This is a genomic window from Streptomyces sp. NPDC001549 (genome assembly GCF_042894025.1).
Taxonomy (GTDB): Bacteria; Actinomycetota; Actinomycetes; order Streptomycetales; family Streptomycetaceae; genus Streptomyces; species Streptomyces kutzneri.
Genome location: NZ_JBIAVJ010000012.1, coordinates 115,899 through 131,609 on the forward strand (window position 1 = coordinate 115,899; position 15,711 = coordinate 131,609).

General features: G+C 72.9%; 12 protein-coding genes and 1 pseudogene. 7 read left to right on the plus strand and 6 right to left on the minus strand.

Annotated features, from left to right (window positions below; all coding sequences use genetic code 11):
• Positions 1-27: 27 nt before the first annotated feature.
• The 3 genes from ACFY04_RS21055 to ACFY04_RS21065 all read right to left on the minus strand — a co-directional run bounded on the left by ACFY04_RS21055 (position 28) and on the right by ACFY04_RS21065 (position 4,691).
• A complete protein-coding gene (locus ACFY04_RS21055) occupies positions 28-2,088 on the minus strand; it encodes an MDR family MFS transporter (RefSeq protein WP_389118673.1) in 2,061 nt (686 codons plus the stop codon).
• 120 nt (positions 2,089-2,208) lie between these two features.
• Complete coding sequence (locus tag ACFY04_RS21060; protein WP_389118675.1) at positions 2,209-3,570, minus strand: 6-phospho-beta-glucosidase; 1,362 nt, start codon at positions 3,568-3,570, stop codon at positions 2,209-2,211.
• A gap of 131 nt (positions 3,571-3,701) precedes the next feature.
• Entirely contained in the window at positions 3,702-4,691 is a 990-nt protein-coding gene (locus ACFY04_RS21065) for a helix-turn-helix domain-containing protein (protein ID WP_389118676.1), read from the minus strand.
• Between the two features lie 217 nt (positions 4,692-4,908).
• Here ACFY04_RS21065 and ACFY04_RS21070 point away from each other — a divergent pair, with 217 nt between their 5' ends.
• The 3 genes from ACFY04_RS21070 to ACFY04_RS21080 all read left to right on the plus strand — a co-directional run bounded on the left by ACFY04_RS21070 (position 4,909) and on the right by ACFY04_RS21080 (position 7,365).
• Entirely contained in the window at positions 4,909-5,577 is a 669-nt protein-coding gene (locus tag ACFY04_RS21070; protein ID WP_314246394.1) for a helix-turn-helix transcriptional regulator, read from the plus strand.
• A gap of 64 nt (positions 5,578-5,641) precedes the next feature.
• Positions 5,642-6,199, plus strand: coding sequence for a hypothetical protein (locus ACFY04_RS21075; RefSeq protein ID WP_030728780.1), 558 nt, complete (start codon positions 5,642-5,644; stop codon positions 6,197-6,199).
• Positions 6,196-7,365, plus strand: coding sequence for an MAB_1171c family putative transporter (locus tag ACFY04_RS21080; protein WP_389118678.1), 1,170 nt, complete (start codon positions 6,196-6,198; stop codon positions 7,363-7,365). The genes ACFY04_RS21075 and ACFY04_RS21080 overlap by 4 nt, the downstream gene beginning before the upstream one ends.
• A 31-nt stretch (positions 7,366-7,396) precedes the next feature.
• Here the strand turns inward: ACFY04_RS21080 and ACFY04_RS21085 are convergent, their stop codons facing one another.
• On the minus strand, positions 7,397-8,179 hold the full coding sequence (locus ACFY04_RS21085; RefSeq protein WP_389118680.1) for a hypothetical protein: 783 nt from the start codon (positions 8,177-8,179) through the stop codon (positions 7,397-7,399).
• 83 nt (positions 8,180-8,262) lie between these two features.
• Positions 8,263-8,859 carry a hypothetical protein gene (locus tag ACFY04_RS21090; RefSeq protein WP_389118682.1) on the minus strand — a complete coding sequence of 199 codons (597 nt, stop codon included), beginning with the start codon at positions 8,857-8,859 and terminating at the stop codon, positions 8,263-8,265.
• A gap of 114 nt (positions 8,860-8,973) precedes the next feature.
• Between ACFY04_RS21090 and ACFY04_RS21095 the strand changes: the two genes are divergently transcribed.
• The 4 genes and pseudogenes from ACFY04_RS21095 to ACFY04_RS21110 all read left to right on the plus strand — a co-directional run bounded on the left by ACFY04_RS21095 (position 8,974) and on the right by ACFY04_RS21110 (position 13,110).
• Entirely contained in the window at positions 8,974-10,749 is a 1,776-nt protein-coding gene (locus ACFY04_RS21095) for a serine/threonine-protein kinase (RefSeq protein WP_389118683.1), read from the plus strand.
• A 206-nt stretch (positions 10,750-10,955) separates the two neighbouring features.
• Positions 10,956-11,144, plus strand: a pseudogene (locus ACFY04_RS21100) (hypothetical protein); the annotation flags it as partial.
• A gap of 11 nt (positions 11,145-11,155) precedes the next feature.
• Positions 11,156-12,466, plus strand: coding sequence for a sensor histidine kinase (locus ACFY04_RS21105; RefSeq protein ID WP_389118685.1), 1,311 nt, complete (start codon positions 11,156-11,158; stop codon positions 12,464-12,466).
• Complete coding sequence (locus ACFY04_RS21110) at positions 12,454-13,110, plus strand: response regulator (RefSeq protein WP_389118686.1); 657 nt, start codon at positions 12,454-12,456, stop codon at positions 13,108-13,110. Before ACFY04_RS21105 ends, ACFY04_RS21110 begins: the two co-directional genes overlap by 13 nt.
• Here ACFY04_RS21110 and ACFY04_RS21115 read toward each other — a convergent pair.
• Positions 13,107-15,677 (minus strand): bifunctional serine/threonine protein kinase/MFS transporter, encoded by a 2,571-nt coding sequence (locus tag ACFY04_RS21115; RefSeq protein WP_389118688.1) that lies wholly within the window; start codon positions 15,675-15,677, stop codon positions 13,107-13,109. The genes ACFY04_RS21110 and ACFY04_RS21115 overlap by 4 nt on opposite strands.
• Positions 15,678-15,711: the final 34 nt, after the last annotated feature.

The following is a 15,711-nucleotide window of genomic DNA, read 5'->3' on the forward strand; positions in this document are numbered from 1 at the left end:
CCGCGAGGTTCCCTTCCGGGCCCGGGTCTACCGGCGCACCACCACCTTTGGCGCGAAGTTGCCCTCCCCCAGGTCCTCCGCGAGCAACCGCTTGGCGATCGCGTCCGCCGCCACGCGCAGCTCGGCGCTTCGCGGCCGCCCCCGGTCCTTCTCCAACTGGTCCCCGAGCCAATGGGCCCACGCCTTCGAGATGACGTCGGCCTCCCGCTGCCCGGCCGCGGTGAGGGTGACGAAGCCGTCCTCGCGGCTGACGAAGCCCTCGTCCGCCATCCGCTCGTAGACAGGGATCAGCACTTCCGGAGGCAGGGACCGGCGGCCGGCGATCAGTCCGAGACTGGCGTGGCCGACGGTCCGGGTCATCACTTCCACCTGCATCACCGCCCAGGCACCCGCGATGTCCAGCCGGGTGTCGGAGCCCGCGACGATCCCCCGCGCCGTGTCCGCGCCCATGTTCCGTACGAGTTTGCCGACGGCCAGCTCCAGCAGCTTGGCCGAATCCCCCGAGGCCGTGGCCGGTGAGCCGAACCCGTCGCCCATGTCCGTGGACCCGGCCCGGGCGCTGTCGCGCAGCCGCACCTGCTTGAGGAAGAGCGCCACGACGAAACCGAACACGGCGACCGGAACGGTGTACAGGAACACGGTCTGCAGGGCCTGCGCGTACGCGTCGATCACCGGGGCCGCGACGGCCGGATCGAGCTGGTGCACCCCTTCCGGGGTGGACGCGGCCCGGGCCAGCTGCTCCGGATCCTGCCCGGAGAGCCGCGCCGCCTCCACGTACGCCGCCTCCAGTCCGGGCCCCAGGTGGTTCGCGTAGATCGTCCCGAAGACCGCCGTCCCGAAGGCGCTGCCGAGCGTTCGGAAGAAGGTGACGCCGGAGGTGGCCGTGCCCAGGTCGGCGTAGTCGACGGTGTTCTGCACGGCGATGGTCAGCACCTGCATGGAGAGGCCGATGCCCGCACCGAGCACGAACATGTACAGGGATTCGAGCAGGGTGCTGGTCCCCGGCCCCATCCGCGACAGCAGGTACAGGCCGGCCCCCATGACCGCGTTGCCCACGATCGGGAAGATCCGGTACTGGCCGGTCTTGCTCACGACGTTGCCGCTGAACACGGAGGCGATCAGCAGGCCGATGACCATGGGCAGGGTCCGGACACCCGAGATCGTGGCCGAGTCCCCGTCGACGTACTGGAGGTAGGTCGGCAGGAAGGTCATCGCGCCGAGCATCGCGAATCCGACGACGAAGCTCAGTACGGAGCACACGGAGAAGACCGGATTGCGGAAGAGCCGCATCGGCAGCATCGGTTCCACGGCGCGGGTCTCGGCCAGGCAGAACAGCGCCAGCGCGACCGCGCCGCCCGCGAACAGGCCGATGATGACCGGCGAGGTCCAGGCGTACTCGTTCCCGCCCCAGCTGGTGGCCAGGATCAGCGCGCTGGCGCCGACGGCGACCAGCGCGATGCCCAGGTAGTCGATCACCGGCTTGCCCGAGGCCCGGACCGCCGGGATCGTCCTGGCCGCCGCGATGACGACCAGGATCGCGATCGGGACGTTGACATAGAAGCACCAGCGCCAGGTCAGCTGGTCGGTGAAGAACCCGCCGAGCAGCGGGCCGATCACAGTGGCGACCCCGAAGACGGCGCCGATCATGCCCTGGTACTTGCCGCGTTCGCGCAGGGGCACCACATCGGCGATCAGCGCCATCGCGGTGACCATCAGGCCGCCGGCCCCGATGCCCTGGACCCCGCGCCACACGATCAGGAAGGTCATGTTGCCGGACAGGCCGCACAGGAAGGAGCCGCTGATGAAGACGATGGCGGAGATCTGGAAGATCAGTTTCCGGCCGAAGAGGTCGCCGAACTTTCCGACCAGGACCGTCGCCACGGTCTCGGCGAGCAGGTAGGAGGTCACCACCCACGACATGTGGTCGCCGCCGCCCAGATCCCCCACGATCGTGGGCAGCGCGGTGCCGACGATCGTCTGGTCGAGCGCCGCCAGCAGCACGCCGAGCATGATCGTGCCGAAGATGACGTTGCGCCGCCGCCGGTCGATCTCAGGGGGCGCGGGGGCCGTGGCGGGGGCAGTGGTCACCCTCGCACTGTCACAGCGCGCCCGCCGCGGCGCATGCGGCGCCGAGCCGAACGGGGGACGCGCGCCGGGCCGAACGGCGGATGCCGGCCGCCCCGGCCGGGCGGGACGCGTGCGCCGGGATCAGCGCAGGTAGGCCAGCCCCGGGTGCTCCGCCGCGTACCCGTCGAGCAGCCTCCGGGCCACCCCCACCGAGTCGACCAGCGGATGGAGCGCGAAGGCCTTGACCGCGTCCGCCCGCGAACCGCTCGCGGCCGCCGCCAGGATCTCCCGCTCGACCGCCTTGACCGCCGTCACCAGCCCCACCGCGTGCAGGGGCAGAGGTGCGACGCCCACCGGGTGGGCGCCGTTCGCGTCGACCAGGCAGGGCACCTCGATGACGGCCTCGGCGTCGAGGACGGACAGCGTCGAGCGGTTCCGGACGTTCAGGATCAGCGTGGCCCGTTCGTCCCGGGCGACGGCCCGCATGAGCGCGAGCGCGACCTTCTCGTAGCCCCCGGATTCGAGGTCGCTCTCCTCGCGCTCCGGGGCACCCGCCGCCTCGCGGTTCTCGGCCATGTACGTGGCCTCGCGCTCGGCCCGGGTACGGTCCCAGGCGGCCAGCGCCGCCCCGGCCGGCGCCCCGGCCCGGCCGGCCTCGGCGTAGAAGCCGCGCTGCTGGTCGCGCAGGAAGGCCCCGCGCGTCTGCTTGGCCTCCTGGTACGCACGTACCGTGTCACGGTTGAAGTAGTAGTAGTGCAGGTACTCGTTGGGGATCGCGCCGAGCGAGCGCAGCCATTCGGCCCCGAAGAGCCGGCCCTCCTCGAAGGACTCCAGGGCCTCGGTGTCGGCGAGCAGCCGGGGCAGCTCGTCACGGCCGCCGATGTGCAGCCCGCGTACCCAGCCCAGGTGGTTGAGGCCGACGTAGTCGATCCAGGCCTCCTGCGGGCGGGCGCCCAACAGCCGGGCGATGCGCCGGCCGAGGCCCACGGGGGAATCGCAGATGCCGATCACCCGCTCGCCGAGCTCCTCGGCCATGGCCTCGGTGACCAGCCCGGCCGGGTTGGTGAAGTTGATGACCCACGCCTCAGGGGCGGTACGGGCGATCCTGCGGGCGATCGCGCGCGCCACCGGTACGGTCCGCAGGCCGTACGCGATCCCGCCCGCGCCCACCGTCTCCTGGCCCAGGACTCCCTCGGCCAAGGCGATCCGCTCGTCCGCGGCGCGCCCGTCCAGGCCGCCGACGCGGATGGCGGAGAACACGAAATCGGCCCCGCGCAGGGCCTCGTCGAGGTCCCCGGTGACCGTGACGGCCGGGGCGTCCACCGATGGACCGGCCGCCGACGCGGCCTGGTCGCGGAGCACACGGGCCATCGCGGTGAGCCGCGCCGGGTCCTCGTCGTACAGCGTCACATGGGACACCCTGCCGTCGGCGCGGTCGCCGAGCAGTGCTCCGTAGACGAGCGGTACCCGGAAGCCGCCCCCGCCGAGGATCGTCAGCCGCACGCCCCTACCGCCTTTCGCCCGTACAGGTCCCGTTGCCGGCGCCGCCGTGCCGGCCGGTGCCACGATCGATGACACGATCGGTGACACGGAAGCACGGCACACGACCGCCGGCACCAGTCTGCCCCGGTCGGTCACTCCACCGGCGACGGCACGGCGCGCAGCCTGGCGCCCTGCTGCTGCGTGAAGCCGGCGCCGCTGCGGACGGGGCCCCGCGGTGCGCCCGTGGGCGTCGAGAGGATCAGGGTGATCCGGGTCAGGCCCATCTCTCCCAGCATCCGACTGGTCTCGGCCACCATCCGGCACCGCACCAGCCCCCACCGCGGGTCGGGGTGGCGCACGGTGCGCACCGCCCCGTCGAGCTCGGCTGCGTCGGTCCCGTGCGTGCTCAGCCAGTGCGGCACCCCGTACCGGTAGGCCGCCTCCATGAACGGGTCGCGGGCCACTTCCTGGCGGATGCTGCGCAGCCCCTCATCCTCGGGAGCCCCGGCCAGCGCGGTCGCGAACTGGGCCAGCAGCGGTACGCACCAGGCCGGTTCGTGGTCCTCCAGCACGGCGGCCGCGTCCGGGTGGAACAGCACGAAGCGCAGGAAGTTGTCGTCCGGCAGGGCCGTCGGGTGCGGTCTCACCGACTGGAAGAGCTGGTCGAAGGCCGAGTTGGTCAGGGCGACGTCCCAGCGGTGGTCCACCAGGAAGCTCGGATACGGCACGGACTCCATGAGGGCCGCGTAGTCGCACAGGTAGTCGCGCTGCGCCGGATCCTCGGGCAGCCGGTTCTCCTCGGCGGCCCGCCACGTGGGCGGCGGGTCGCGGTCGACCATGACGCGGAACAGCCAGAAGCACTGGCGCTCGCTCATCTCCAAGGCCTCGGCCAGGGCGAGGAGTTTGCGGTCCGTCCACTCCTTGACCAGACCTCTTTCCCAGTTCCCGTACGCGCGCACGCTGATGCGCAGCCGGGCGGCGAGGTCTTCCTGGCTCAGGCCCAGCTCCTCGCGGCGCTGGCGCAAAATCTCCTTGCGTCGCTCCGACCGCACGGCGCCGCGGGCGGGTTCCTCGCCCGCCAGGCGCTCTTCACCGGCTCGGGCGAGTCCATCGGACGGGCCCACCGCTGCGAGATGTGGCACTGAGAGCTCCCCCTCCTCCGGTCTGGATCTTCATTTCCGTGTGGCGATCCTGCTACCGACTTCATTCGAGTGTCAACTATTGTGGCAATTCCAGCCTCTTGACAGCTCATTCCCGCCACAGCTGTGGCACGTTCTAGCCCTTCCGGGCGAGAGCAGCTAGATTCCAGAAGCCGACCATGTGCCCATACCGACTTCGCGCGATCTAGGAGAACCACTGGTGACAGACGGCTTCCCGGCTCCCGTCGCGGTGGCCAACGCACCCATGGCAGCCACCATCACGCGTGTCGCCGAACTCGCGGGCAAGATGGGCCGCGACTTGAACCAGGTCTTCGACCTGCGGCGGCTCTCCGAGGCCTCCGGCGTACCCACGGACGTGGTCAGGAACCTGCTCGACGGCAGGCCGGCCGGCGAACCCGATCTGCAGACCCGGTTCCTCCAGCGTCTCGACCTGCTCCGGCGGACCCGCGTCAAACCGAACGGCCGCCGCTACACGCAGCAGGAGATCGCGGACGGCGCCGGCATGTCCCGGCAGCAGGCCGGAGCACTGATCAACGGCGACCGGCGCCCCACCATGGAACACTGCGACGCGATCCAGCGGTTCTTCGGAGTGCACGCGGGGTTCCTCACGGCGCACGACTCCGACGCCCTCACCGACGCGCTCCAGCGGACCGAGCAACAGCTGCTCCAGGACTTCGCGGGGCGGGCCCGGGAAACCGTACCGGCCTCGGCCGCATCGGCGGGCGATCCACTGGCAAGACTCCTCCAGAACCACGGTGTACGGGGCATCGCCTGGCGCGCCGCCCAACTGCCCAGCGACAAGCACCGGGACAAGGTGACCGAATGGCTGGACATGCTCCTCGAAAGCGTCAAACCGAACGAATCCTGACCCAGTCGAAAGTCTGGGTCTGATCCTTGAGTCCTGATCCGGATCCGCGCCGACGGGGAGAACGGTGAGCATAGGCAGAGAGCAGCGGCGGTTGTGCGGGGAGCTGGTGGCCGGCATCCGGCTGACCGCACCCGTGGAGCCCGTGGACCTCTACGCTGCCCTCTGCGAGGGCATGAGCAGACACCGCGGCCGCCGGGTGGACTTCCGGATGGCCTCGTTCCCGCCGCGGACGGCCAGCGGCCTGTGGCTCGACATGGCGGACCGCGATCTCGTGGTCATCGAGGAACGCACCGCGCCGGACCACCAACTGGTGATCTTGGGGCACGAGTTGTGGCACATGAAGGCCGGCCACTGCAGTCACCACGTCGACGGCGCCGCCGTCGCCGCGCGGCTGCTGACCGACGAGGCCGACATCGGCGAGACCGTGCGCCGCGTCGCGGCGCGCACGCGTGCCGACGTGCAGGAGGAGACCGAGGCCGAAACCTTCGGCTTACTGCTGGGTAGTCGGTGTCGGAACTGGCTCGCCGGATCGGCGAGCCACCGCGCTCCGGTCCAGCGCGATCAATTGGCGGGCCGGATCGAGGCTTCGCTGGGCTACCGGGGGCACAGGAACGAGCGTTGAACGGCAAGGACTACTACATACCGGCGGCCGCAATGGCGGTCTCACTCGCCTTCAAGCTGCCGGCCCTGCGGCACAACTGGCGCGACCCGCTCCTGCGATCGGTCGTCGCCCTGCTGACCCTGGCGGGAGCGGTCTTCACGTTCGCCGCCCCGCCCACGATCGCCGCGGTCAACCGCTGGAGCGGGATCGTCAACGTCTCGGCCCCCCTGGTCTACTGCCTGATCACCGCTTTCAGCGCCTCCTGCCTGATCCTGATGGTCAACTGGCGGGGCGGCCCGCCCGAACAGACCCGACGCGTCTCGCGCCGCTGGATCCTGGGCTACAGCGTGGTGGTCGTCGCCCTGATCGTGCTCTTCGCCCTCGGGGAGACCCCGGTGGAGCGGCTGCGCGACTTCGACACCTATTACGCGAACACGCCCTACATCGGCCACATGATCGCCCTCTACCTGCTGGCGCACCTCGTGGCCGCGGTGGTGATGGTGGTCCTGTGCTGGCGCTGGTCGCTCCAGGTCCGCGGCTGGCTGCGGGTCGGCCTGGTGATCATCGTCGTCGGCTACATCTTCAACCTCGCCTACGACGCCACCAAGATGACCGCGGTCGTCGCCCGCTGGTCCGGTCACGACCTGGACGGCCTCAGCACCTACGCCGCTCCGCCGCTCGCCTCCCTCGGGGCGCTGATCAGCGCGATGGGCTTCGTGGTCCCGCTCGTCTGCCAGCGGTTGTCGGACCACTGGCAGACCTGGGCGGCGTACCGCCGGCTCGGCCCGCTCTGGCACGAGGTGCAGATCTCCGCGCCCAGCGGCACGCCTTCCGTGCAGATGGCCTGGTGGTCCGCGGCGGAACTGCGGGTGATCCAGCGCGAGTCGGACATCCACGACGGCTTCCTGCACCTCGGGCCGTACTTCGACAAGGGCCTCGGCGACGACGCCTACGAGAGCGCCGTCGCCGGGGGTGCCGACGAGGAGACGGCCCGCGCCGTCGCCGAGGCCGCCATGGTCGCGGCCGCCGTACGGGCCCGCTCCGCCGACCCCGACGGAAAGATCATCGGAGAGGACGAGGAGATCGTCCTCGACACCGTGGACGGTCCGCGCGACCTGCTGCGGATCTCCGACGCGCTGCGGCACTCGCCGGTGGTGCAGGCGGTCCGGCGAGAGGTGACCGTGTAGCGGCGACCAGACCCCCCCCCCAGGCCGACTCTCAGCGGCTGGCGACGGACGCCGTCGCCGTGGCCGGGAACAGGTCCTGGAACGGTGCGGCCGAGTCGATCCCCTCCCGCCCGTACGGCGCGTCGAAACTCCACACCATGAAGAGCAGGAACACGATCAGCGCGCTGAACAGTCCGGCGAGCAGCAACTCCCGTCCGGAGCGGCGGATCTGCAGGGTGAAGATCAGCCCGACCGTGACCAGCCCGCCGACCAGGAGCCCGAACCACACCACGCCCGGCAGCGTGGACTCGGAGCTCTGCGTCCGCGAGTGCCGCGCGTCGTCGGCGGCCGCGATGTGGTCCAGCAGCGGCTGGTAGGCCTGCGCCTGGAGCTCGCTGGCCGGGCTCTGGTGCGTGACGTCGGTGCGCAGCTTGCCGAGCAGCGCGGCACCCTCGGCCGATGCGCTGTCGCCGGAGGTCAGCCGCGGCCAGTCCACGGCGACGGTGTGGGAGACGTACGCGTCCACCTCGCCCCGGATCCGGTCGCGGATGGCCGCCGGATAGACGTCGGCGCGCTGGGTGACCTCGTACAGGGCCTGGGCCTCACGGCGCACGCTGTCCTCGGCGGCGCCGCGCGCCTCCCAGACGCCCGCGATGGCCAGGCCCAGCACGATCGCATAGACCACGCCCACCATCATCGTCATGTACTCGATGACATCGGGGGTTTCGCTGGTGTCCTCGTCGTCGGCGGCCCGGCGGTGCCGGATCGCGGTGATGGCGAGGACGAGGGCGCAGACGAGCGCCATGGCGATGGCCAGGACCAGCCATTCGGACACGTGGATTCTCCCGGTGTGGATCGGTGGATCGGTGGATCGGGCGGACTGACGGGGGTACGAGGGGGGGTACGAGGGGGCGGCGGTCAGCCGCGGCTCTTGGAGCGGGGGCGCAGGGCGGCGGCGGCGAGTACGGCGGGGGTGGTGACCACGACCATGAGCATCACGGTGGACATCCCGCCCGGGCCGCGCCGCTCCAGGGCCACCGAGCGGTACGGACGCACGTGGAAGGAGCTGACCCGGGCAGCGGCGGCCCTGGCCGCGGGCGGGGCGGGGGCGTCGGCCGACGCCGGTTCGTCCGGTACCCCGGGACCCGCCGCGGGCTGCGGCGGCTCCGACCCCCCGGCCCTCGCCTCCGCGGAACGCTCCACCACCGCGCCCGGCGGACGCGGCCGCGCGGGCTCGGCCGGCCGCACGGGCCGCCCCGTGGGGGTGGCGGCCTCAGCGGGCCGCCCCGGGTGACGCACGGTCGGCCGGTCGGCGCCGGGCACGGTCACCCGTACCGAGGGCCACCCGGACGGCGGCCGGAAGACCGGCCTCTCCGGCTGCCCGGCCGGCGCGCACAGATCGACGCGGGCTCCGTAGCCGTCACCGTCGTTCTCGCCCGCGACCGCCACATGGCCGTGCAGCGGGCAGAGCGCCGCCACCAGGCCCGCCCCGGCGAAGTACTGCCAAGCGGTCACCGCGCGCCTCCCAAATCCGCAGCAGAAGTAAGGGCTACCGCTGAAGAAACGATCAAGGGGCGGCTTCGACACGCCGCGGACGGGTGCTGATCCCCGATGCGGCATGATGTCGCCATGGGGACCGAGGGGGCGGACGCCCGTCTGATCGCAGGGCGCTACCGGCTGGACGCCAAGCTCGGACGCGGTGGCATGGGCATCGTGTGGCGCGCCACCGACCAGTTGCTCGGCCGGAACGTCGCCGTCAAGGAGGTCGCGCTCGACCCCGCGCTGTCCGAGGAAGAGGCCCGGCACCAGCGTGAGCGCACCCTCCGCGAGGCACGGGCGGCCGCGCAGCTCAAGCACCCCCACATCATCGTGGTGCACGACATCGTCGAGGACGGCGAACTTCCGTACATCGTCATGGAGCTGGTCGAGGGCGGTTCCCTCGCCGACCGGCTCTCCCGGACCGGCCCGGTGGACGTCGCCGAGGCGGCCCGGATCGGGATCGCGCTGGTGGGCGCGCTGCGCGCGGCGCACGCGGCCGGGGTGCTGCACCGGGACATCAAGCCGGCGAACGTCCTGCTGGAGGCGCCGGGCGGGCGGCCCGTGCTCACCGACTTCGGCATCGCGCAGGTGTCGGGCGCCACGACGCTGACCACCACCGGGTCCTTCGTCGGTTCCCCCGAATACACCGCGCCCGAGCGGATGTCGGGGCAGACGCCGGCGGGGCCCGAGGCCGACCTGTGGTCGCTGGGCGCCCTGCTGTGCGCGGCCCTCAGCGGCGCCTCGCCGTTCCGGCGGGACTCGCTCGGCGGGATCCTGCACGCGGTGGTCTTCGACGAGATCCGGCCCCCGGAGGCGTGCGGCCCGCTGCTGCCGGTGGTGCGGGGGCTGCTGGAGCGCGATCCGGCCGGGCGGCTCGCCGCGGAGCGGGCCGAGCAGATGCTGCGGGACTGCGCGGAGGCGGCGGCGCAGTACACCCCGACGCGGTATACCCCGGCCCCGCACAGCCCGACGCAGTCCGCTGCGGCCCCCCAGAGCCCCGCCGCGCAGGCCCCGGACCCGGCCCAGGCCCAGGCCCAGACCCCGGCCCCGGCTCCGGCTCCGCAGGCCCCGGTCCCGCACGCTCCGGTCCCGCACGCTCCGGTCCCGCACAGCCCGACGCAGCCCGGCGCGGCCCCGGAGTCCGCGCCGACGCCCGTATCGGCCCCCGTGCCCGCACCCGGGCCCGTACGCACCCCCGGGAAGCGGCGGCCGGGGGCGGCGCTGATCGCCGGGCTGCTGGTGGCCGCGATCGCCGGTGCGGGCGTGTCCGCCGCGCTGCTCATGAACAACGGGGAGCACGGAGGGCAGACGTCCACGGGCGGGGCGGCCGGCCGGCCGCACGCGCCCACCTCCGCCGCGACCGGCGAGAAGATCGACACGGTCTCCCCCTCGCCCGACGACAAGCCCGCACCTGCACCCGCACCCGCCGGCTACCGCGTCGTCACCGACCCGGAGGGCTTCTCCCTCGCCGTCCCGCTCGGCTTCACCCGCAAGGTGGAAGGTCCGCGGATCTTCTACATGTCACCCGGTGAGACCTTCCGCATCGGCATCAAGGTGGCCGAGCCCGAGTCGGGCGGCCCGCTCGCCGTCCATCAGCGCGCCCACGCCAAGGGGCCGGGAACCAACCCCGGTTACCGTGACGCCGAGGTCGTGACCACCTCGCAGAACGGCCGGCAGGCCGCCCTGTGGCTGTTCACCTGGGACGGTTTCTCGCCCGCCGAGGGCCCCCGGCACACCCGCGACCTGTGCTGGGAGGAGGACGGCCGCCTGTACGACGTGTGGGTGTCCTCACCGGTCCGCCAGGGCGACGAAGCCCGGGGCTACTTCGACACCGCGGTGCGGACCTTCGTACGCACCGGGGGCTGACACCCGCCTGCCGCGCCCGGGTTCACCCGCCAGGCGCAGCCCACCAATGCGCTTCGTGATGTGGGTGGTCCTGACGGCCGTGACCATCCTCTACGTCGTCCGGTACGCGAAGCGCGTCGAGCAGGACCCGGCCAGGGGCGTGTGCGGGTTCCTCCCGGACGACCGGGAGCAGAAGGCGACAGAAGCCGAGGAGTTGGTTCCGGAACGCCAGCGGCTGGATGAACCTGTGGGTCCCCACCTCGGCCGTGACCATCGGCGGTGTGGCCCTGGCCAAGGTCGGCTACGACAGGTACCTGCGCTTCGTCTGGCCCCTGCCGGCCATCCTCCTCGTGCTGATCTGCGGCTTCCTGGCCCCGGGCGGCAGCCATGTGACGGCATGTCACCACACCCCTTAGGCTGGGGAGACATGTCCGACTCCCCGCCCCTCCCCGAACCGGCCGGCCGTCCGCCCGTCGCCGTCCTGGCCGCGATCCGCCGGCCGCTGCGGTTCCTCGGCTCGTGGTGGCCCTGGCGGTGCTGGGCGTACCTGGGCAGCGGGTTCCTCATCGGCTATCCCGTACTGGTCGTCCTCGTCCTGCTCCTCGGGTTCGGGGTGGTGCTGGCGGTGGTCGGGATCGGGCTGCTGCTCCTGCTGGGCGCCGTGGCCGCCGGGGTACCGCTGGGGGCGCTGGAGCGGTGGCGGCTGCGGTGGGTGGAGCCCGAGCCCGTGCCGGACCCGCACGCCTCCCTGGCCGGGGCCGGGCCCGCGGCCTGGCTGCGGACCCGGCTGCGGGAGCGGGCCACCTGGCGGGAGTTCGCGTACGCCACCCTGCTCGGGCCGGTCTTCGGGGCGGCCGGGTTCGCCGTGGTCACGCTGCTGGCCTTCGACGTGATCCTTGTCGCGACCCCGGCGATCGTCTGGGCCATCGCCCCGGACACGGTGATGCTGATCCCCGGCAGGCCGGTCTCCGGGCCGCTGGAGGCCCTGGGCGGCACGGCCGTCGGACTGGCCGGGATGCTGGTGACGGCGTACGCGGGCGCCCTGCTCGCCGGGGCCCAGGTGAAGACCGCCCGCCTGCTGCTCGGACCGCGTGTGGAGGCCGACCGGATCCTGGAGCTCACCCGCTCCCGGGTCCGCCTGGTCGATGCCTTCGAAGCCGAACGGCGCCGCATCGAGCGGGACTTGCACGACGGTGCGCAGCAGCAGCTGGTCGCCCTCAGCATGACCCTGGGCCTCGCCGAGCTGGAACTGCGCGGGATCCCGCAGGCGGCCGGCGCCGCCGCCCTGGTGGCCCGGGGGCGCGGCGAGGCCAAGGTCGCGCTGGAGCAACTGCGCGACCTCGTACGGGGTATCCACCCGCAGGTCCTGACCGACCACGGGCTCGCGGCGGCCGTCGCCGAGGTGGCCCTGCGCCATCCCGTGCCGGTGACGGTGGACCTCGACGTGCCCCGGCTGGCCGAATCGGTGGAGGTCACGGCGTACTTCACCGTCACCGAGGCACTCGCCAACGCGGCCAAGCACAGCGGTGCCTCGCGCGTCGCCGTCGTCGGTAGGGTCAAGGGTGACCGGCTCACTCTCACCGTCACCGACGACGGCCGCGGCGGTGCCGATCCCGGCGCGGGAGCGGGCCTGGCGGGACTCGCGGACAGGGTGGCGATGTTGAAGGGCAGGCTGGTGGTGTCCAGTCCGGTGGGCGGACCGACCCGACTCCGGGTGGAGGTCCCGTGCTCCGGCTGATCCTCGCCGAGGACTCCGTACTGCTGCGCGCGGGGCTGACGGAACTCCTCACCCGCGGCGGGCACCAGGTCCTCGCCGCCGTCGGGAGCGCCGAGGAGCTGGTGCGGGCGGTGGAGGCGCAGCGGCCGGACGCCGTCGTGACCGATGTGCGGATGCCGCCCGGCTTCCGCGACGAGGGTCTGCGGGCCGCACTCGAACTCCGCGCCCGGGACGCCTCGTTGCCCGTGCTCGTGCTCTCGCAGTACGTGGCCACGGCCTACGCCACCCAGCTGCTCACGGGCGCCTCGGCGGCCGGGCTGGGCTATCTCCTCAAGGACCGGGTCGGCGAGGTGGCCGAGTTCCTCGACGCCCTCCAGCAGGTTGCCGCGGGCCGTACGGTCATCGACCCGGAGGTGGTACGGGTCCTGCTCAGCCGGCAGTCCGAGGAGCGGCCGCTGGCCCGGCTGACCCCGCGCGAGCGGGAGGTGCTGACCCTGATGGCGTCGGGCCTCAACAACCAGGCCCTGGCGGCGCGGCTGTTCATCACCGAGGCCGCCGTCGTCAAGCACGCGTCCAGCATCTTCATGAAGCTCGACCTGGACGCCACCGAGGGCAACCGCCGGGTCCTGGCGGTCCTGGCCCACCTGTCGGGCCAGGAGACCTAGGTCTGGGGGATGTCCCGGCGCGGGGCTCCGGTCCTGATCAGCAGGGCGGCCGGGAGGGCCGCGAGCAGGAGGGCGCCGACCGCGCACCAGAGGGTGGTGGTGTAGGAGTCGAGCAGCCGGGCGAACACGTCGGTGTCGTCCGAGACCTGGTTCATGCGGTTCATCAGGACGGTGCCGAGCACCGCCCCGCCGATCGACTGCCCCAGGTGGTGGGCCGCGCCCAGGGCCGCCGAGGCCGCGCCCGTGTGCTGCGGGGCCACTCCGGCGGTCGCGGTGGCGTAGAGCGGGACGAGGGCCAGGCCCAGGCCGACGCCGGTGAGCAGCATGCCGGGCAGCACCCCGGTCGCGTACGTGGCGGCGCCGCCCACACCGGCCAGCAGGGCCAGCCCGAGGGCCGTGACCACCAGGCCCGGCAGGATCAGGACGCGCGGCGCGAGGCGGGGCAGCAGGCGCGCGGAGACCTGGGTGGCGGCCACGAGGGCCGCGCCGGCCAGGGGCAGGTGGGTCGCACCGGACGCGCCCGGGCCCTCGCCGCGGATCTGCTGGGCGAAGAAGGCCAGGGCCGGGAGGAGGGCGACCACGGCGACGCCGGTGCAGAGGAGGACCAGGAGGGAGGCGAGGCGGCTCCGGTCGGCGAGGACGTACGCCGGGAGCAGCGGGCCGGACGTCCTGGTCTGCCACCACAGGAAGACGGCGAGCAGCGCGATGCCGCCCACGATCAGCAACACGCTCAGGACGACGCTCCAGCCTACCGTCTCGACCTCGGCCAGGCCGTAGGTCAGGGCGGCGGATCCCGCCGTGCCGAGGAGTACGCCGAGCCCGTCGAACCGGGCGCCGTGGCGGCCCGGGCGGTCGGGCAGCAGGGTGAGCGTGCCGATCAGGGCGAGCACGGCGAGCGGAACGACCGACCACAGGGCCCAGCGCCAGTCCAGGGTCTCGGCGAGCCACCCGCCCGTGAACACGCCGAGTGCACCGCCGCCCGCGGCGACCGCCGCGTAGATCCCGAAGGCCCGGCCGCGTTCCCGGGGGCCGGTGAATCCGGTGGCCACCAGGGACAGCGCGGCCGGGACGAGCAGGGCGGCGAACGCGCCCTGCAGGGCGCGGGAGGTGATCAGCAGCCCGGAGCCGTCGGCCGCGCCGCCGAGGAGGGCGGCCGCCGCGCATCCGATCAGTCCGGTCACCAGCATCCGCCGGGCCCCGAGCAGGTCGACGAGGTGCCCGCCGAGCAGCAGCAGTCCGCCGAAGGCGACCAGGTAGGCGCTGAAGAGCGGGCCCAGGCCGTCGGCGCTGAGGCCGAACTCGGCATGGATCCGCGGCCCGAGCAGGTTGAACTGCGCCGCTTCGACCAGCACCAGCAGCTGTGTCAGGGCGAGGACCGCGAGGCCCCACCAACGCCTCGGGTGCGGGGGCGCGGGGACGGACGGGTCGCCGGGGACGGGGCCCGGGGGTGGGCCGAAGCCGTCCGCGGGACCGAAGTGGCCGGGGGCCGTGGGGGCGTACGCGGGCGGCGGGGGCGGTGTCCCGTAAGGGGAGGCGTCCTGCCGGGACTGCGACGGCACGAGGCGGGGGTCCGGCGTCTTCTCGGCGGGCGTCTTCTCGAGCGGCGTCTTCTCGACGGGGGTCGCCGTGGCCGGGGCACCGCCGCCGGCTCCGGCTCCTGCGGGAGACGCCGGGGCGAAGTCCAGCAACTGCGCGGCATGTCGGCCCAGTTGGGCCAGCACCTTGCCCGGGAGCCATTCCCCGGCGGCGTCCGCCGCCGTACGCTCCGCCACCTCCTCGGGAGTGGGCCGCTGCGCCGGGTCCTTGTGCAGGCACGCGCCGACGAGGCCGGCCAGTGACTCCGGCACCCCGGTCAGGTCCGCCTCCTCCTCGGCGATCCGGAAGAGGTGGGCGTTCAGACCGGTGTCCGTGGCGCCGAAGAGCATGCGTCCCGTGGCGGCGTACACCAGGACCGCTCCGAGGCAGAAGACATCGCTGGCGGGGGTCAGTTCGAGACCGCGGACCTGTTCCGGGGACATGAACCCCGGCGAGCCGATCAGCATGCCGGTGCGGGTGTGCAGGCTGTCCCCGGTCAGGCTGTCCATCGCCCGCGCGATGCCGAAGTCGATGACGCGGGGCCCGTCGACGGTGACGAGCACGTTGGAGGGCTTCAGGTCGCGGTGGATCAGGCCCGCCTCGTGCACGGCCCGCAGGGCGAGGGCGAGCCGGTTGGCGAGGGTCCGCACCGAATCCTCGGGCAGCGGTCCGAACTGCCGGGCGACCACGGTCTGCAGGTCGGGCCCCGGGATGTACTGGGTCGCCACCCAGGGCACGGCGGCCTCGGTGTCGGCGTCGAGCACCGCCGCCGTCCAGCTGCCGCCCACCCGCCGCGCGGCGGCCACCTCACGGGCGAACCTCCGGCGGAATTCGGGGTTCCCGGCGAACTCCGTCTGGACCACCTTCACGGCAACGGTACGGCCGCCCTCGGAGCGGCCCAGGTAGACCAGGCCCATGCCACCCGCGCCCAGCCGGGCGATCAGGCGGTACGGTCCTATACGGCTCGGGTCTTCGGCGATCAGCTGATCCACGGACCGAAGGATAGTGCAACTATCCAAAATGCGG